Annotated in this window: 15 protein-coding genes; 6 read left to right on the top strand and 9 right to left on the bottom strand. The window is 47.5% G+C overall.

Features of this window, described 5'->3' with window-relative positions; genetic code table 11:
- Positions 1-5: 5 nt before the first annotated feature.
- From betB to VEJY3_RS18665, 9 genes are all read right to left on the bottom strand, one after another.
- Entirely contained in the window at positions 6-1,466 is a 1,461-nt protein-coding gene (gene betB / locus VEJY3_RS18705) for a betaine-aldehyde dehydrogenase (protein ID WP_014233981.1), read from the bottom strand.
- An 18-nt stretch (positions 1,467-1,484) separates the two neighbouring features.
- The gene (gene betI, locus VEJY3_RS18700; protein WP_014233980.1) at positions 1,485-2,084 is read right to left on the bottom strand and encodes a transcriptional regulator BetI; all 600 of its coding nucleotides are present in this window, start codon (positions 2,082-2,084) and stop codon (positions 1,485-1,487) included.
- A 625-nt stretch (positions 2,085-2,709) separates the two neighbouring features.
- Positions 2,710-3,468, bottom strand: coding sequence for an SDR family oxidoreductase (locus tag VEJY3_RS18695; RefSeq protein ID WP_014233979.1), 759 nt, complete (start codon positions 3,466-3,468; stop codon positions 2,710-2,712).
- Between the two features lie 9 nt (positions 3,469-3,477).
- Entirely contained in the window at positions 3,478-4,374 is an 897-nt protein-coding gene (gene mmsB / locus VEJY3_RS18690; protein ID WP_014233978.1) for a 3-hydroxyisobutyrate dehydrogenase, read from the bottom strand.
- 46 nt (positions 4,375-4,420) lie between these two features.
- Positions 4,421-5,551, bottom strand: coding sequence for an enoyl-CoA hydratase/isomerase family protein (locus tag VEJY3_RS18685; RefSeq protein ID WP_041170471.1), 1,131 nt, complete (start codon positions 5,549-5,551; stop codon positions 4,421-4,423).
- A 27-nt stretch (positions 5,552-5,578) separates the two neighbouring features.
- Positions 5,579-6,355: an enoyl-CoA hydratase gene (locus VEJY3_RS18680; RefSeq protein ID WP_014233976.1), complete on the bottom strand. Its 777-nt coding sequence runs from the start codon at positions 6,353-6,355 to the stop codon at positions 5,579-5,581.
- Positions 6,356-6,403: 48 nt separating this feature from the next.
- Complete coding sequence (locus VEJY3_RS18675; RefSeq protein ID WP_014233975.1) at positions 6,404-7,558, bottom strand: acyl-CoA dehydrogenase family protein; 1,155 nt, start codon at positions 7,556-7,558, stop codon at positions 6,404-6,406.
- A gap of 84 nt (positions 7,559-7,642) precedes the next feature.
- Positions 7,643-9,136 (bottom strand): CoA-acylating methylmalonate-semialdehyde dehydrogenase, encoded by a 1,494-nt coding sequence (locus VEJY3_RS18670; RefSeq protein ID WP_014233974.1) that lies wholly within the window; start codon positions 9,134-9,136, stop codon positions 7,643-7,645.
- Between the two features lie 70 nt (positions 9,137-9,206).
- Positions 9,207-10,385, bottom strand: a complete 1,179-nt coding sequence (locus VEJY3_RS18665) for a thiolase family protein (protein ID WP_014233973.1) — start codon at positions 10,383-10,385, stop codon at positions 9,207-9,209.
- 209 nt (positions 10,386-10,594) lie between these two features.
- Between VEJY3_RS18665 and VEJY3_RS18660 the strand changes: the two genes are divergently transcribed.
- From VEJY3_RS18660 to VEJY3_RS18635, 6 genes are all read left to right on the top strand, one after another.
- Positions 10,595-10,981, top strand: a complete 387-nt coding sequence (locus tag VEJY3_RS18660; RefSeq protein WP_014233972.1) for a MerR family DNA-binding transcriptional regulator — start codon at positions 10,595-10,597, stop codon at positions 10,979-10,981.
- 45 nt (positions 10,982-11,026) lie between these two features.
- Positions 11,027-12,196, top strand: coding sequence for an isovaleryl-CoA dehydrogenase (locus tag VEJY3_RS18655; RefSeq protein WP_014233971.1), 1,170 nt, complete (start codon positions 11,027-11,029; stop codon positions 12,194-12,196).
- A gap of 104 nt (positions 12,197-12,300) precedes the next feature.
- On the top strand, positions 12,301-13,908 hold the full coding sequence (locus VEJY3_RS18650; RefSeq protein WP_014233970.1) for a carboxyl transferase domain-containing protein: 1,608 nt from the start codon (positions 12,301-12,303) through the stop codon (positions 13,906-13,908).
- A gap of 107 nt (positions 13,909-14,015) precedes the next feature.
- Positions 14,016-14,798, top strand: coding sequence for an enoyl-CoA hydratase-related protein (locus VEJY3_RS18645; RefSeq protein ID WP_014233969.1), 783 nt, complete (start codon positions 14,016-14,018; stop codon positions 14,796-14,798).
- A complete protein-coding gene (locus VEJY3_RS18640; RefSeq protein ID WP_014233968.1) occupies positions 14,791-16,851 on the top strand; it encodes an acetyl/propionyl/methylcrotonyl-CoA carboxylase subunit alpha in 2,061 nt (686 codons plus the stop codon). The genes VEJY3_RS18645 and VEJY3_RS18640 overlap by 8 nt, the downstream gene beginning before the upstream one ends.
- Positions 16,832-17,734 carry a hydroxymethylglutaryl-CoA lyase gene (locus VEJY3_RS18635; protein ID WP_014233967.1) on the top strand — a complete coding sequence of 301 codons (903 nt, stop codon included), beginning with the start codon at positions 16,832-16,834 and terminating at the stop codon, positions 17,732-17,734. Before VEJY3_RS18640 ends, VEJY3_RS18635 begins: the two co-directional genes overlap by 20 nt.
- Positions 17,735-17,793 lie beyond the last annotated feature (59 nt).

Genomic DNA, 17,793 nt, shown 5'->3' with positions numbered 1-17,793 from the left:
AAGGTTTAAGCGTAAGGGCTTTCGAAATCGCTCAGTTGAACTAGTACGCTCTTGGTTTGCGTATAGTGCTTCAGTGTTTCGACGCCGTTTTCGCGGCCAATACCTGATTGCTTGTAACCGCCTACTGGCATTTCTGCCGGAGAATCACCCCAGGCATTAACCCAGCAGATACCCGCCTGAATTTTATGAATAACGCGATGTGCACGAGAGAGGTTCTGCGTGAAGACACCCGCTGCCAGACCATACTCCGTGTCGTTCGCACGCTCGATAACCTCAGCTTCATCACTGAACTTAAGCACAGACATAACAGGACCAAAGATCTCTTGCTGTACGTGACTCATGCTATCGTCACAGCCGATAAATACCGTTGGAGCAACGAAGTTACCGTTAGCAAGGCCATTTTCCGTAACTTTGTAACCACCAGTCAGCAGAGTCGCGCCGCTTGCTTTCGCTTCTTCAATTGCAGACAACACTTTGCCTTCGTGCTCTTTTGAAATTAGAGCGCCAATTTGCGTGTTTTCATCAAGGGGATCACCGACAACCAGCAGTTCAGTACGAGTTTTAAGCTGCGCCACGAATTCGTCGTAAATGGATTCATGAACAAATACGCGGGTACCGTTGGTGCATACTTCACCTTGAGTGTAAAAGTTTGCAACCATGGCAGCCGATACTGCATCATTCAGTTTTGCATCTTCGAATACGATCAGTGGTGACTTACCGCCCAGTTCCATGGTGACTTGCTTAAGTGTTTTCGCGCTGTCACCCATAACGACTTTGCCTGTACCGCACTCGCCAGTGAACGAGACTTTCGCAATATCCGGATGCGCCGTTAGCATTTGGCCAACACGGTAATCACCCTGCACAACATTAAATACACCGTCAGGCATGCCCGCTTCTGAGTAAATTTCAGCCAGTTTAAGTGCTGTCAGCGGCGTTTCTTCCGATGGTTTGAAAATCATTGCGTTACCCGCAGCAAGCGCCGGTGCGGATTTCCACATTGCGATTTGAATTGGGTAGTTCCAAGCACCAATACCCGCACAAATGCCTAAAGGTTCACGGCGTGTGTAGAAAAACTGGTTTTCGTTTAGCGGCTGTTGTTCGCCCTGTAAGCTAGGCGCTAAGCCCGCATAGTATTCCAGCACATCAGCACCTGTCGTAATATCAACAGCGTTTGCTTCTTGGATTGGCTTACCTGTATCCGCTACTTCTAGTGCGGCTAATTCGTCATTACGTTCGCGTAGAATCGCAACGGCTTTGTTAAGAATACGGCTACGTTCGATTGCCGTCATTGCAGACCATACTTCAAAGCCACGTTTTGCAGACTCAACCGCCGCTTCCATATCATGCTGATTTGCTTGTTTAACATTGGCTAACGGCTCACCATTAGCCGGATTGTATGTGGTGAAATGCTCTTCAGAGCTTCCGGTGTACATTGCACCGTCGATGTAATGTGTTTTCATTTCCATTTTGAAGACCTGTGACTTTTAAATTTTTTGTGAGTAGTACGTTAGCTGCTTTTCGAGATAGTCGTTGATGATGACTCTTGCTTTTTCTGCATCGATGCCTTGCGGGTTGAGCGTTCCGCGTAGCCATATTCCATCAATGAGTGACGCAATCCCGTGAGCAACTAATTCCGCTTGCTCTGCACTTAATAGTGCTTTTAATTCTCTTCTTAGATGGGACAAAAGACGTCGTTCGTTTACACGTTGCAGACGCTTTAGCTGTTCGTCATGCATCGAATAAGACCAGAAGGCTAGCCATGTCTTGGCCACTTTATTTTCAGCCTGAAAGCCGACAAAGTTACCGTCAATAATGGCATTGATACGTTGATGATGAGCATCAGCCGGCAGCTCACGAAGCTTTTTCGTGATCGTGAATGAAAGCTGGCGAAGGATCTCGCGCATCGTTTCTTCCAATAACCCGTGCTTACCACCAAAGTAATGATTGATGATACCCGTTGATACGCCAGCTTCTTTGCTGATCAACGAGATACTCGCTGCATGTAAGCCCACCCTATCAATCACTGACATTGTCGCTTTCACCAGCTGTGGCTTCCTGATTTCAGGCATTCCCACCTTCGGCATTTCATCCCCTTTCATTTTTAATTGAACGGTTAGTTAAATATAAAATGCCTGAATTTTAGTTCGATCTCAAACTATTTTTTGTAGATTCATCCGAAGAATGTTGGAAATTTGTGCTTTGAGACACAGAGATGATGTGTTGAAAATGACTCATTAAAAGGCGATAAACAGCTTAACCAAAGAAATTTAATCTTTATTTTTCAATATATTATAGACGTAAAATTATTATCTTTGTGTTTTTTAATTTTCGGGTAGATTAATTTTCAAATTTATCAACACAAAAAATTTACATCGTACACTAATGATTGCACCGATACTGTTCTGTTTGCACAAACATTGCCCACGCCATGTGGTAACAGTCTCATAACATTATAATTTTCATTTGCACAATTATTGGTCGCTATGAAGTAGGATTTTTCATGCCCGATAACGGCGATTCAAAAGTGTGATCCGTAAACGGTTTTAGAAAAAGCACTTAAAGAGATGTAAAGAGAAACAGGAAAGATAAATTGGCATGAAACGTAAAACGGATAGAGAAGCTCAATCCGGGCTTATGCAACTGCCATCAATGAGGAAATTTTGATGTTGGCTAACAATACAACGAACATTGTTAGCCTTGTGAGTGAGGTTACATTCGCATACCACCATCTACTTCTAATACTCTTCCGGTCACGAACTCGTTAGTTAATGCATATTTCACGGTCGCGGAGATTTCATCAGCAAGCCCCAAACGACCAACAGGAATCATCTTGATTAGCCTATCCATGGCTTCTGGTTTAATCTGGTCCGTCATCGCCGTTTTGATTACGCCCGGCGCGATAGCAACAGAGCGAATACCAAATCGTCCTAATTCCTTCGCCCATACCGTCGCCATTGTCGCCACTGCTGCTTTGGAGGCAGAGTAATTGGTTTGACCAATATTCCCAGCACGAGCCACACTGGATATATTGATAAGCACACCTTTACTGTCGGTGTTGAGCATCACTTTGCTCGCTTCACGTCCGCATAAGAAAGTACCCGTGACATTTACGTCCATAACCGACTGGAACTGCTCCAGAGACATTGGCGTGATCTGACCGTCTTTCACTTTAATGAACATACCATCACGCATGATGCCAGCGTTGTTAATCACGCCATTGAGCTGTTTAAAGTCCGCTTCAATTTGCTCAAATGCCGCACAAACCTGTTGTTCGTTTGTCACGTTCGTCACATAAACTCGGGCATTAACGCCCAGAGATTCACACTCTGCCTGTGTCTCCCTCAATTGTTCCAAATTGAGATCGATTAACGCGAGGTTCACTCCGCTTTCTGCCAGCGATAATGCCATCTGTTTGCCAAGCCCCTGCCCAGCACCTGTAATCGCAACAACCTTATTTGCTAACTCCATAAGCGCTCCTTAGGCTTGGTTTTGCTTTTGGTAGAACTCAAACAAGCTAGAGAAATCTTTTTGTCCGTTGCCCTGACCGTTATGAAAATTAAATAGATTGCGTGCCACGCTACCCATTGGCGTTGAAGTTTGACTGGCAACTGCCGCTTCCATAGCAAGACCGAGGTCTTTCGCCATAAGCTGACTCATAAAACCACCTTGATAGCCATTACTCGCCGGCGCATTCTCCATCACGCCAGGACACGGGTTGTAAAGCTCTAACGCCCAGTTTCGACCTGAGCTTTGCAGCATAATGTCAGACAGCACTTTAGGATCGAGACCGTTCTCGATACCGAGGTTAAGTGCCTCACAAGTGCCGCTCATCAGAATACCCAGCATCATGTTATTGCAGATTTTCGCCACCTGACCAGCACCAGCGTCACCCGCATGGAAGATGTTTTTTCCCATATGGCAAAGCAACGCTTTAGCCTGAACAAAGTTCTCTTGTGTTCCACCAACAATAAATGTCAGTGTCCCTGCTGCTGCGCCAGCCACACCTCCCGAAACCGGTGCATCGACAAAGCTGATGCCTAACTGCTGTGCCTTTTCACCAACCAGACGCGCGGTCGCGGGATCAATGGTGGATGAATCAATCAGCAATGTTCCAGACTCAACGCTTTCTAAAATGCCATCCTGACCAAGATAGACACTTTTTACGTGCTGACTAGCAGGTAACATAGTGACGACAATGCCCGCACCTTGAACGACTTGCTGAACAGAATCAGCACTCGAAGCGCCAAGTGCGGTCAGTTCCGCCACGGCGTTCGGATTCAAATCAAATACTTCAACCTTCAAACCGGCTTTAACCAGGTTCTTAGCCATAGGTGCGCCCATATTGCCAAGACCAATAAATGCTATTTTATCCATGTTCTGTCTCTTCCTTGTCGCTAATCCGTTTAACTATTCCGTTCAACTAAAGTTCAGCTGTCGCCAATTGCGTGTCTTTGAGTGGGTAATCCACTGAATCAATGGGTGCAAAAAAGCGTTGCAGCTCTTGTGGTGTCACATCGACAACACTCTTGTGCATCCACGTTGGCTGATTGGTTTTATCGATGATGAGCGCACGAACCCCTTCTCTAAAGTCACCTTCTAAGCCACAACGCAATGTGAGATTAAACTCCATATCAAAACAAGCATCCAAAGACAGCCCCTGATACTGAGTCAATTGTTGGTAAGTAAGATTGAGTGAAAGAGGACTGCCATAACTGAGTGCTTTCTGCGCGTTCACGAACCATTTATCATCCACATCAGCGTTGGCTATCGCGTCAGCTATCGTTGGTAAATCGCCACGACAAAGCTGCTCTATCAAGTTAGCATGAGGTAACATCAATCCCTCGCCCGGTTCGTCGACTTCTAAAGTACGAAGTAGTGTCGCAATCTTCTCGTTAATGTCTGCCTCACTTTTCCAATTGATATCAGACAGTTGAGAGAAGAAATCCCCTTTGCTTTCAGGCTGGGTAATCCATTGGCTCAACCCTAATGCTTTCATATCGGTCGCATTAATCTGACAGGCAGTTAAACCAAGAAACAGCGCGTAGTGTTTTGGTAACTGATTCAAAAAGTAGGTCGCGCCCACATCCGGATAAAGACCAATTTTGATTTCTGGCATCGCAAAGCGAGTGTTGGTCTCCGCCACGCGATGACTTGCGCCCATAAACAGACCGACCCCACCACCCATCAGGTAGCCATGTCCCCAAGCGATAATCGGCTTTGAATAGGTATGAATCAGGTGATCGCAGCGATATTCAAGATCGAAGAACGTCTTCATCGCGGAAAGTGCAGAGTTAAAATCTTGCTCTTTGTTTTCTAACGCGCGGTAAATGGCTTGAATATCACCACCTGCACAGAATGCTTTTTCACCCTTCGCATGCAAACACACCGCAACGATGTTGTCATCGATTTGCCACTCAAGCAGCTGATTGTATAGCTGCTCAATCATTACATAACTCAGTGCGTTGAGCGCCGCTGGATTATCTAACTCCAGTACACCAATGACAGAACCATCGGCACACTCTAGCTTTGACACGTTTACTTTGCTGGTCATCTCTACGTTGCTCGCCATGGTGACTCCTTAGCTATTGGTCCAGTTTGGCTTACGCTTTTGCAAGAAAGCGTTCACACCCTCTGTCTGATCTTGCGTATTGAAAAGCTGTAAGAACAATTCACGTTCCAAAACCAGCCCTGCCGCATGTGTCTGGCTACGTCGATTTTGAATGAGTGTTTTGCAAGCAGATACAGACTTAGGCGATTGACCCGCGACACGCTGTGCCAGTTCCATTGCGGTTTCCAACGCTTGTCCTTTTTCAACGACTTCTTCAACCAAACCAATTTTCTCTGCTCGCTCGGCTGTCACACGTTCACCACATAGGATCATGCGCTTCGCCCAACCTTCACCGACTAACGCAGTGAGATTTTGCGTTCCTCCGGCACAAGGCAATAAGCCAACCGACGCTTCTGGTAACGCCATTTGTATTTGCTCTTCAGCGATACGAATGTCGCAAGCCATCGCAACTTCCAAACCACCGCCCATTGCATAGCCATTGATCGCCGCGATAGACACCCCATCAAACGCTGACAAGGCTTCAAACGCTTCACCAAATGCAAACGCCATATCCGCCGCTTGCGATTTGTCACCGGATGAAAAGTTGTTAAGGTCCGCACCAGCAGAAAAGAACTTCTCCCCTTCACCCGTTAGTACCAAAGCGTAGATAGAGCGATCGTTGCTGAGCTCAATTGCCAACTCTTTAAGCTGATTCAAAGACTCAAGCGTCCACGTATTTGCAGGTGGATTGCTGATGGTTAGCTTGGCAATGTGATTTTCACGCTCTAATTTGATTTGTGCTGTCATAATCTTTCAATCCCTTTTGTTCTTTAAGGTAAAGCTCTACTGCGCAGGCTAAACCAGCTCAACGCCTTCCGTGAGTAGGCGTCTTGAGATGATAAGACGCATGATTTCGTTGGTACCTTCAAGAATTTGGTGAACACGAACGTCTCTGAAGTGACGCTCAACTGGATATTCTTTGATGTAGCCATAACCGCCGTGAATTTGCAGTGCCTCGTCACAAACCTTGAAGCCCACATCCGTTGCAAAGCGTTTCGCCATTGCGCAGTACGCACTTTTTTCTGCGTGTTGAGCATCGAGTTTTGCAGCCGCAAGTCTCACCATTTGACGGGCAGCGACCAGCTCTGTTGCCATGTCCGCCAGCTTGAATTGCAGCGCCTGGAATTGAGCTAGTGAACGTCCAAACTGTTTACGCTCTGTCATGTACTGTTTTGCTTCGTTCAGCGCTTGTTGTGCCGTACCAACAGAACAGGTAGCGATATTGATTCGGCCACCATCAAGACCGAGCATAGCGAATTTAAAGCCTTCACCCTCTTCACCCAACAAGTAGTCAGCCGGAATTCGGACGTTTTCGAAGGTGATCATGCGCGTTGGTTGGCAGTTCCAGCCCATTTTGGCTTCTTTCTTACCGTAACTGATGCCTTCGCTGTCAGCAGGTACAACAAAAGCAGATACACCGCCAGCACCTTCTCCACAAGAGCGAGCCATAACAACGAGTACGTCCGTATCACCCGCGCCAGAGATAAACACTTTTGCGCCATTCAAAACAAACTCATCGCCATCACGCACTGCACTCGTCGTCAGAGATGCCGCGTCAGAACCTGCATTTGGCTCAGTGAGGCAGTAAGAAGCGAGCTTTTCACCCGTGATCAATTCACCACTAAATTGTTGAGCAACTTCCGGTTTGGCAAAGCTGGTGATCATCCAGGTTGCCATATTATGGATAGTCATAAACGCTGTAGTTGCCGTACAACCCATCGCCAATTGTTCAAAAATAATCGCAGCATCCAAACGGGAAAGCCCCAGGCCACCGTGCTCAGGTGGCGTATAGATACTCAAAAAACCCAGTTCACCCGCCTGACGAAGTACATCTTTAGGGAAGTGTTGTTTTTCATCCCACTCTGCGGCGTGCGGTGCAAGCATCTGTTCTGCGAACTGTTTAGCTGCGTCTGCGAATGCGATTTGATCTTCGTTTAATTCAAAATCCATCTTGAAGTCCTAAGGTCTAATTCATTGCATTTGAATCTAGGCCAAGCAGGAATAAGCTTGGCCATATACTGTTAACGTGGGTAATTAGCTAAGCTGAATGGTCATGTTCGGACCGCTTGGAATGTCATCTTCAAACCAGCGTGCGGTGACCGTTTTCGTTTCAGTGTAGAAGCGAACCGCTTGTTTACCGTAGGCATGCAAATCGCCATAGAAACTGCCTTTCCAACCCGTAAATGAGAAGAATGGCAACGGAACTGGGATTGGCACGTTAATACCCACATTACCCACTTCAATATTGTGCTGATACTTTCTCGCGGCAGCGCCATTCGCTGTGAAAATAGACGTACCGTTACCAAAACGGTTCGCGTTGATAAGCTCAATCGCCTCGTCCAGATTATCCACTTCCATGGTCAGCAACACTGGGCCAAAAATCTCTTCCTGATAAATCGACATGTCTGTCGTCACGTTGGTAAACAGTGTTGGACCCACCCAGTTGCCGTCAGGAAAACCAGCCACTTGGCAGTCGGTACCGTCCAGAACACAGTTCGCGCCAGATTCTTTGCCTTCATTAATTAAGTTCACCACACGTTGTTTCGCTTGCGGGCTAATAAGCGGTCCATAACCCGCTGATTCATCATCCCACGCACCTGGCTGAACTTGAGCTAACGCCTCTTTAAGCTCTGGAATCCATTCTTTGGTTTCGCCTACAAACACCGCCACTGAAATCGCCATACAGCGCTGACCTGCGGCACCAACTGACGCGCCAACAAGGTTATTAATCACTTGCTGTTTATTTGCATCAGGCATAATAACCATGTGATTCTTCGCACCAGCAAATGACTGAACGCGTTTTAGGTTGTCAGTGCCCGTTTTGTAGATGTACTCTCCAACCGGCACAGAGCCAACAAAAGAGATAGCGCGGACGACTGGATCGGTAAGAATGCGGTCAACCTGCTCTTTACTGCCGTGGACAATTTGCAATACACCTTTTGGTGCACCGGCCTGTTCAAACAGTTCAGCCAGTTTCATCGCGGTTAGCGGCACTTGCTCCGACGGTTTCAAAATAAAGGTGTTGCCGCACGCAATCGCCATAGGGAACATCCACAATGGGATCATCGCAGGGAAGTTAAACGGAGTGATACCTGCACAAACACCAAGTGGTTGAATGTAAGAGTAACCATCAATATTCGTTGCGACATTCTCAACCGTTTCGCCCATCATTGAGCTACAAATGTTTGCAGCTTGTTCAACGACTTCAATCCCGCGCCAAACATCACCTTTAGCATCCGCTAGGGTTTTACCTGTCTCGCTTGAAAGCAATATTGCCAACTCGTCGTGCTGCTCTTTTAGTAGATGTTGGTAACGCAGCATCAATCTTGCACGCTCCGGTGCAGCCACTTCTTTCCAACGCTTAAACGTCTCTGTTGCGCTGGCGATCGCCGCATTCATTTCTGATTCCGTGGCACAAGGTACTTGTGCAATCACTTCATTGGTTGCCGGGTTGGTTACATCTAGCCATTGTTTTGAGTCGGAGATGGCGAATTCACCACCGATATACTGCTTTACTTGTTCTGTCATGATGACATCCTTGTATTTTTCAGCTTGTTACTGACTACTGTTATGTAAGTGAAACTTTGTTGAGAATGAATTAGCAGATTTCAATCGCGATCGCGGTTGCCTCACCGCCACCAATACAAAGCGATGCAACGCCACGTTTTCCGCCAGTTTGCTTAAGCGCGTGAATCAACGTCACGAGGATGCGGTTACCACTGGCACCAATAGGATGACCTAACGCACAAGCACCACCGCGCGGGTTAACTTTGTTCTCATCGAGTTCGAGCACTTTCACTGCGTATTGAGTGACAACAGCAAAGGCCTCATTAATTTCCCAAAGGTCAACGTCCGATTTGTCCCAGCCCGTTTTTTCCAGCAGTTTTTCAATCGCAAAGACAGGTGCGATGGTGAACTCTTCTGGCAGCCTTGCATGTGTGCTGTAACCCACGATTCTCGCCAGAGGTTGAAGGTTTTCCTGACGACCAAACTCGCTATCGACCAATACCATTGCCGACGCGCCATCTGAAATGGAGCTTGAGTTTGCCGCTGTTATGCCACCATCTTTAGCAAACGCAGGGCGCAAAGTTGGAATTTTGGCAACGTCGAGTTTGCTCGGTTGCTCATCGTCGGCAACTAAGATGTCGCCGCGTCGACTTTTCACGTTAACAGGCACGATCTCTTCTTTGAACAAACCTTGCTCAATTGCTTGCTGCGCACGAGTCACCGATTGCTGCGCCCAAGAATCCATGCTTTCACGATTAAACTGATACTTTTGCGCTGTTTGTTCAGCAAAGACCCCCATCAGCTCGCCTTGATAGGCATCCTGTAAACCATCATAAAACATGTGGTCGAGCACTTGTTCGTGACCTAAACGGAAACCCTCGCGCGCTTTCTTTAATAGATAAGGAGACGAAGACATGTTTTCCATACCACCAGCAATAACCGCGTGCGCGTTGCCAGATTGAATAAGATCATGAGCAAGCATCACGGTCTTCATGCCCGACCCACACACTTTGTTCAGCGTGGTACAACCGATGGATTGTGGCATGTCAGCTTTTAAACTCGCCTGTCTTGCAGGTGCTTGTCCCACACCTGCTGGAAGCACACAGCCCATCAGTACTTCATCTAATTTGTCTGCATCAAGCTGACTTTCTGCTAAAGCGCCCTGAATGGCTGTCGCCCCGAGTTCAGTGACATCGGTTGAAGCTAATGCCCCTTGAAAAGCACCGATAGGCGTTCGTTTAGCGGCAACAATCCATGTTTCGTTTTTCATTCTATTAACCTTTTGTTGACGTTTACGTCATAACTATACTAACATTTACGTTAACGTCAAGTTTGAGGTTATTGTTTGTTCGAGTGAATCGTCAGTTTCGGGTAAACGTCAGTAATATCAAGGCTCAAGAGTGTTCACTAGTTATTTACTTTAACGTTAACGAATTGTATATTCGGATAAATGTTATACGAAAGTCGTAAGGTTAAAGAATGAATACATTTAAGATCAGTGAGCTCGCGAAAGAGTTCGATATTACAACCCGAAGTATTCGCTTTTACGAAGATTTAGGTCTGCTAACTCCAGAACGTAAAGGCAACACTCGAATCTACAATGGTCGCGATCGAATTCGACTAAAACTGATTTTGCGAGGTAAGCGATTAGGCTTTTCTCTTGCAGATATCAAAGAGTTGTTTGAACTCTACGATACCGATCAAAGTACTGAGCAGTTGAACTATATGATTCGGTTGATCGAAGAGAAGAAGGCAGCATTGCAACAGCAGGCGAATGACATTCAAGCGGTAATGATGGAATTAAATGCTGCGCAGTTGCGATGCCAAAACACACTGAGAACCATGAAAGGCGAAAAAGTCACCTGACACCTAAGCACTGGGATGTAGGTGACGTAAAGGCAAGGACACGCAATGAAATCTACCTACTCTTCCCTAAACTTTGTTTATGACGAAAATACCGATTTGCTTCGCGAGCAAATCAATAGTTTTGCTGCAAGAGAAATTGCGCCTCTCGCGCAATCTATCGACCAATCTAACGACTTTCCAAACCATCTTTGGTCCAAATTAGGTGAAATGGGTCTTTTAGGTGTGACCACCAGCGAAGAGTTTGGTGGCGCAAACATGGGCTACCTCGCCCACGTGATAGCGATGGAAGAAATCAGCCGGGCATCAGCTTCGGTTGCTTTAAGCTACGGTGCGCACTCCAACCTTTGTGTTAACCAAATCCACCGCAACGGGACACAAGCTCAAAAAGAGAAATATCTGCCTAAGCTCATCTCCGGTGAACATATTGGCGCTCTTGCCATGAGCGAGCCTGGCGCAGGTTCCGATGTGGTATCCATGCAGCTTAAAGCCGAACGTAAAGGTGATATCTTCCTGCTAAATGGCAACAAAATGTGGATCACTAACGGTCCGGATGCACACACCTATGTTGTCTACGCCAAAACCGATCCAAGCCAGCACTCCAAAGGCATCACGGCCTTTATAGTAGAACGTGAGTACCCTGGATTCACTCAAGCGCAAAAGCTCGACAAATTAGGTATGCGCGGTTCGAACACTTGTGAATTGGTATTCCAAAACTGCGAAGTCCCTGCTGAAAACATTCTTGGTGAAGAAAACCAAGGCGTGAAAGTGTTGATGAGCGGTTTGGACTACGAACGCGTTGTGCTTGCCGGCGGCCCGCTTGGCATTATGCAGGCATGTATGGATATCGTTGTGCCATATATCCACGACCGTAAACAGTTCGGCAAATCCATTGGCGAATTCCAGCTTGTGCAAGCGAAAATCGCGGATATGTACACACAAATGAATGCTGCTAAAGCCTACGTTTACGCTGTGGCAGCCGCTTGTGATCGCGGTGAAACCACACGTAAAGACTCCGCTGGTGCGATTCTCTACAGCGCGGAACTGGCAACCAAAATGGCTTTGGATGCGATCCAGTTACTCGGAGGAAACGGCTATATCAATGAGTTTGATACGGGTCGTCTGCTTCGTGACGCCAAGCTGTACGAAATCGGCGCGGGTACTTCGGAAATCCGACGCATGCTTATTGGTCGCGAATTGTTTAACGAAAGCGCCTAGTTATCATTCAACCTCAGGCGGACTGACTCAACACATTTCATTGTTCAACCTAAATTGGTGACAGGCAATCTGTGCCTGTCACTCCGAATGGAGATCGGCTATTTATGGCTTTTTTGACGACCAATATTAATACCCACTCAGAGCAGTATCAGGAAAACTACCGCTCTATGGCGTCACTTGTGGATCAACTTTATACCGTGACCGCGCAAATAGAGGACGGTGGCGGCGAAAAAGCGCGAGAACATCAGCAGAAGAAAGGCAAGCTCCCTGCTCGAGAGCGCATTCTGGCCCTACTCGATCCAGGTTCGTCCTTTTTAGAAATCGGTCAGTTTGCTGGCTGGGATGTGTACCCTGATTACGTTCCATGCGCCGGAGTGGTTGCAGGTGTGGGTGTGATAGACGGCACAGAGTGCATGATCGTCGCCAACGACGTGACGGTAAAAGGCGGCAGTTACTATCCACTTACCGTTAAAAAGCACTTAAGAGCTCAGGAAATTGCAGAAAAATGCCAACTTCCGTGTGTTTACTTAGTCGATTCTGGCGGCGCTAACCTACCCCGCCAAGACGAAGTATTTCCAGACAAAGACCACTTCGGTCGTATTTTCTACAACCAAGCCCGTATGTCGGCCAAAGGCATCCCACAAATTGCTGTCGTGATGGGGCTGTGTACTGCTGGCGGCGCGTACGTTCCTGCCATGTGTGATGTTTCCATCATCGTAAAAGAGCAAGGTACGATCTTCTTAGCGGGTCCACCTCTTGTAAAAGCAGCGACTGGTGAAGAAGTGAGTGCAGAAGATCTTGGCGGTGCCGATGTTCACTGCCGTACGTCTGGCGTAGCCGACTATTATGCAGAAAACGATCACCATGCGTTAGAGTTCGCAAGACAAGCTGTCTCTCAAATCAACCACTTGAAACCCGTCCAACTTAAGCAAAAAGCACCACAAACACCGCGTTTCTCTGCGCAGGAGCTTTACGGCATCGTCGGTACCGACCTTAAAAAGCCGTTTGATGTAAAAGAGGTGATTGCAAGAATTGTTGATGATTCACAATTTGATGAATTTAAAGCCTTGTTCGGTGAGACCTTAGTCTGTGGCTTTGCTCATATCCACGGTATGCCGATTGGGATCGTTGCTAACAACGGCATTCTATTTTCTGAGTCGGCACAAAAAGGCGCCCATTTTATTGAGCTGTGTGCACAGCGAAAAATTCCACTTCTCTTTTTGCAGAACATAACAGGCTTTATGGTCGGTCAGAAATACGAGGCAGAAGGCATCGCTAAGCATGGCGCAAAAATGGTGACCGCTGTGGCATGTGCGGACGTGCCTAAATTTACCGTTGTTATTGGTGGATCGTATGGCGCGGGCAATTACGGTATGTGCGGCCGAGCTTATGATCCAACCATGATGTGGATGTGGCCAAATGCGCGTATTTCCGTTATGGGTGGCGAGCAAGCTGCGGGTGTAATGGCGCAAGTGACCCGTGATATTAAAACGCGCAAAGGTGAAAGCTGGAGCGCAGAGGAAGAGGAAGCGTTCAAGCGTCCAATTGCGGAGCAATATCAAACGCAAAGCCACGCGTACTACGCCAGTGCTCGTCTGTGGGACGACGGCATTATTGATCCCGCGAAAACCCGAGATGTTGTCGGCATTGCTCTGTCTGCTGCGCTTAATGCACCGATACCAGACAGCAAATTTGGCATCTTCCGTATGTAGTCGGATACAAAGCAAACCTTAACTCCTCGCTATCCATCAATGATGAATAAAGTGCTGATTAGCGAGCATTGGAATATCAGACTGAAATGTCAGACAAAGGAAGTCACATGACCGGACTACTGCTTGAAAAAGACAGCAATGGCGTTGCCTGGTTGAGCCTGAATCGGCCAGAAAAGCACAACGCATTTAATGACAAATTGATTGCCTCACTTATTGAGACACTAGAGCAACTCGAAAAGGAAGATTCTCTCCGTGCACTGGTGTTAACTGCACAGGGAAAACACTTTTCTGCGGGGGCTGATCTTGGCTGGATGCAGTCAATGGCAACCAAAACCAAAAGTGAAAACCTTCAAGATGCACAGCAACTAGCAAAACTTTTGCATACGCTGGATACCTTCAGTAAACCAACGATTGCCATGGTGCATGGCGCAGCATTTGGTGGTGCGCTTGGGCTGATTTGCTGCTGCGATATTGCCATTGGCACACCTGAGAGCCGCTTCTGTTTGAGTGAGGTGAAACTCGGCTTATTGCCCGCGACCATCGGACCTTACGTAATCCGAGCGATTGGACAACGACAAAGCCGACGCTATTTTTTAACCGCGGAACTGATTGATGCCGAGACTGCGCTTTCGATGAACATTCTTCATCAAATCGATCCCCAGCCAAAAGAGGCGGTCAATCGTATGGTTGATCACCTGATTAATAATGGTCCGCAAGCCATGCAGGCGGCAAAAGCACTTTGTTTACGTTGTGATAACCAACCTATCGACCACTCATTAATTGAATACACCAGCCAAGCGATAGCTGCTGCTCGTGTATCCGCAGAAGGACAAGAAGGCCTGACTGCTTTTTTCGAAAAGCGTGCCGCTCATTGGAGGAATCATGTTTAAAAGAATACTGATTGCAAATCGCGGTGAAATCGCATGCCGAATCATTAAAACCGCAAAAAGCATGGCCATCGAAACCGTTGCCGTCTATTCCGAGGCCGATCGCAACAGCCTGCACGTCAAACATGCGGACTTTGCCGAATTTATTGGCCCCGCTCCGGCGAGTGAGTCGTATCTGGACATTGATGCCATCATCGGTGCTGCAAAAAAATGGCAAGCCGACGCTATTCACCCTGGCTACGGCTTTCTTTCGGAGAACCCGAAACTGGCGAAAGCGTGCAGTGAAAATGGCATTGTATTTATTGGCCCTTCCACCAGCGCAATCGAGGCAATGGGTTCTAAATCTCAAGCCAAAGCAATCATGTCAGAGGCGAACGTACCATTGGTTCCCGGCTATCACGGCACAGACAACAGCGTAGAGCATTTATTGGCAGAAGCGGAAAAAATCGGTTACCCGGTGATGCTAAAAGCGACTCAAGGTGGTGGCGGTAAAGGCATGCGAGTAGTCAACAGTGCGGCTGAAATGCCGTTAGCCATTGACGGTGCGCAGCGCGAAGCACTTTCAAGCTTTGGCGACAAACAGCTTCTTATCGAAAAATGCATATTGCAGCCGCGCCACGTGGAAGTGCAGGTATTCGCCGATCAACATGGCAACTGCGTTTATCTTTCTGATCGCGATTGTTCCATTCAGCGTCGTCACCAAAAAGTCGTCGAAGAAGCGCCTGCTCCCGGTCTGAGTGATGAACTGCGTAAGCAAATGGGTGAAGCCGCTGTTCAGGCCGCTCAGGCGATCGACTACGTTGGCGCTGGTACGGTTGAATTCTTACTTGATAGCCGTGGTCAGTTCTACTTCATGGAGATGAATACCCGTCTGCAAGTTGAACACCCAGTCACTGAATTGATAACAGGTGTTGATCTCGTTGAATGGCAGTTCAACGTTGCCGCTGGCGAGCGTTTACCTTTCTCACAAAACGAAATCACACATAACGGTCACTCAATCGAGCTACGAATTTACGCCGAAGACGCCGAGAATGACTTTATGCCGTCGACTGGCCGCATTGATTACTTGAAAGAACCCGTTTCAGACAACAATGTTCGCTTGGCGTGTGTGCGTGTCGATAGTGGTGTCACACAAGGCGATGCCATTAGTGAGTACTACGATCCGATGATCAGTAAACTGATCGTTTGGGGTCAAACGCGTGACATTGCACTCAAACAGCTTAAACAGGCTTTAACTGAGTATCACGTGCGTGGCGTCACCACCAATATTGGTTATCTGCACAGCATTATTTCGCAGCCAGCCTTTGCTGATGTTGAGCTTGATACTGGATTCTTGGTCCAACACCAGCAAGGCATTAACGAGCAACAAAACGTGTCTGATTCGATCTGGCTCACATTGGCCGCGATTGCGCGCTGGAACGATATCACCTCGACGTCTGGAGATTCATCATTACCGTCCCCTACTAAGCAAGGTTTTAGGCTGTCGGTTGAGAACGTGTATCGATTTAACTTCACGGATGCAACGTCTAACCATCAAGTACGCTTACACCATTCTGCTAAGGAGTCCGGTTTCCAGCATCCTGACCAATTTACGATTCAATGTGGTGATCAAGTACATCAGGTCTGCCTGCTTGAAAAAGATGGACAGTTCATCGTTGATATTGATGAGGTGCGTTACATCTTTAATGCACTCAACGACGAACAAAAAACGACGCTGTTTTATCTTGGTCAGCAACGTACATTTGCGCACCAACCAAGCTTTGAATCACCAAAAGGCAAAGAGGATGAGCTTAGCCCAACCGCGCCACTTAACGGCATAATCTCCGCTGTCATGGTGAATAAAGGCGACGAAGTGGCCGCTGGCGATCCACTGTTAGTTCTCGAAGCGATGAAGATGGAGTACACCATCACCGCTCCGGTAGCTGCTACTGTTGATGAGGTTTTTTATCAGCATGGAGACCAAGTACAGCATGGTTCGATACTGCTGCATTTAGCTTCAGCACCAGAAAGTGTCTATGTAGATAAGGAGCGCGAGTATGCTACCAGCGAAGGTTAATATCGTCGAAGTTGGCGCTCGCGACGGCCTGCAAAATGAAACCGCAGTGACGTTGGTGGATAAAGTCCGCTTAATCGATCAATTGAGCCTCAGCGGGTTAAAACACATTGAAGCGGGTTCTTTCGTCTCGCCGAAATGGGTGCCACAAATGGCCGATTCTGATCAAGTATTTGCGGGAATCACTCGGCAACAAGACGTAGTTTACAGTGCGCTCACCCCCAATTTAGCAGGATTAGAACGAGCGTTGGAAAGTGGCGTAAAGCAAATTGCGGTATTTGGCTCCGCTTCTGAAGCGTTCAGCCAGAAGAACATTAACTGCAGTATTGCGGAAAGCCTCGCGCGGTTTGAACCTGTGGTAGCGTTAGCACAGCAGCATAACATTCCTGTACGTGGGTATTTATCCTGCACCATGGTTTGCCCCTACGAGGGCGAAATCAAACCAGAGCAAACCACCGCGGTAGCGAATACACTGTTTGATATGGGATGTTATGAAATTTCTCTGGGCGATACTGTCGGCAAAGCAACCCCAAATCGCGTTATTGCCATGCTTGATTCGCTGTTAATGCAACTACCAAAGGATGCGCTCGCAGTACATTTTCACGATACTTACGGGCAGGCATTGGCCAACATCTACCAAGCCTTGCTAATTGGAATCAATACTATTGATAGCGCCGTTGCTGGTCTGGGAGGCTGCCCGTACGCAAAAGGAGCGAGTGGCAATGTCGCAACAGAAGACGTGCTTTATCTGTGTGAGCAACTTGGTATTGAAACGGGCGTTGATCTCAACGCTGTCAATGAAGCAGGTTGGCAAATCTGCCGCGCATTAGGTAAACCGCCAGCGTCAAAAGTTGCGCTTGCACTTGGCGATCCTAGAAGCCTTTAACCGAGAAGCCTATAAAGTGACTACGCAGTAACTCAGGGTAATCTGGCGATGTAAGCCAG

This window comes from Vibrio sp. EJY3, assembly GCF_000241385.1.
Taxonomy (GTDB): Bacteria; Pseudomonadota; Gammaproteobacteria; order Enterobacterales; family Vibrionaceae; genus Vibrio; species Vibrio natriegens.
This window is presented reverse-complemented; position numbering and strand designations above follow the sequence as displayed.

Excerpts from the sequence above, each read along its gene's own strand:
- betB (WP_014233981.1), bottom strand. The coding sequence starts at position 1,466 with ATGGAAATGAAAACACATTACATCGACGGTGCAATGTACACCGGAAGC.
- VEJY3_RS18685 (WP_041170471.1), bottom strand. The coding sequence starts at position 5,551 with ATGACCAGCAAAGTAAACGTGTCAAAGCTAGAGTGTGCCGATGGTTCT.
- VEJY3_RS18665 (WP_014233973.1), bottom strand. The coding sequence starts at position 10,385 with ATGAAAAACGAAACATGGATTGTTGCCGCTAAACGAACGCCTATCGGT.
- VEJY3_RS18645 (WP_014233969.1), top strand. The coding sequence starts at position 14,016 with ATGACCGGACTACTGCTTGAAAAAGACAGCAATGGCGTTGCCTGGTTG.
- VEJY3_RS18640 (WP_014233968.1), top strand. The coding sequence starts at position 14,791 with ATGTTTAAAAGAATACTGATTGCAAATCGCGGTGAAATCGCATGCCGA.
- VEJY3_RS18695 (WP_014233979.1), bottom strand. The coding sequence starts at position 3,468 with ATGGAGTTAGCAAATAAGGTTGTTGCGATTACAGGTGCTGGGCAGGGG.
- VEJY3_RS18680 (WP_014233976.1), bottom strand. The coding sequence starts at position 6,355 with ATGACAGCACAAATCAAATTAGAGCGTGAAAATCACATTGCCAAGCTA.
- VEJY3_RS18655 (WP_014233971.1), top strand. The coding sequence starts at position 11,027 with ATGAAATCTACCTACTCTTCCCTAAACTTTGTTTATGACGAAAATACC.
- mmsB (WP_014233978.1), bottom strand. The coding sequence starts at position 4,374 with ATGGATAAAATAGCATTTATTGGTCTTGGCAATATGGGCGCACCTATG.
- VEJY3_RS18675 (WP_014233975.1), bottom strand. The coding sequence starts at position 7,558 with ATGGATTTTGAATTAAACGAAGATCAAATCGCATTCGCAGACGCAGCT.
- VEJY3_RS18670 (WP_014233974.1), bottom strand. The coding sequence starts at position 9,136 with ATGACAGAACAAGTAAAGCAGTATATCGGTGGTGAATTCGCCATCTCC.
- VEJY3_RS18650 (WP_014233970.1), top strand. The coding sequence starts at position 12,301 with ATGGCTTTTTTGACGACCAATATTAATACCCACTCAGAGCAGTATCAG.
- VEJY3_RS18660 (WP_014233972.1), top strand. The coding sequence starts at position 10,595 with ATGAATACATTTAAGATCAGTGAGCTCGCGAAAGAGTTCGATATTACA.
- VEJY3_RS18635 (WP_014233967.1), top strand. The coding sequence starts at position 16,832 with ATGCTACCAGCGAAGGTTAATATCGTCGAAGTTGGCGCTCGCGACGGC.
- betI (WP_014233980.1), bottom strand. The coding sequence starts at position 2,084 with ATGCCGAAGGTGGGAATGCCTGAAATCAGGAAGCCACAGCTGGTGAAA.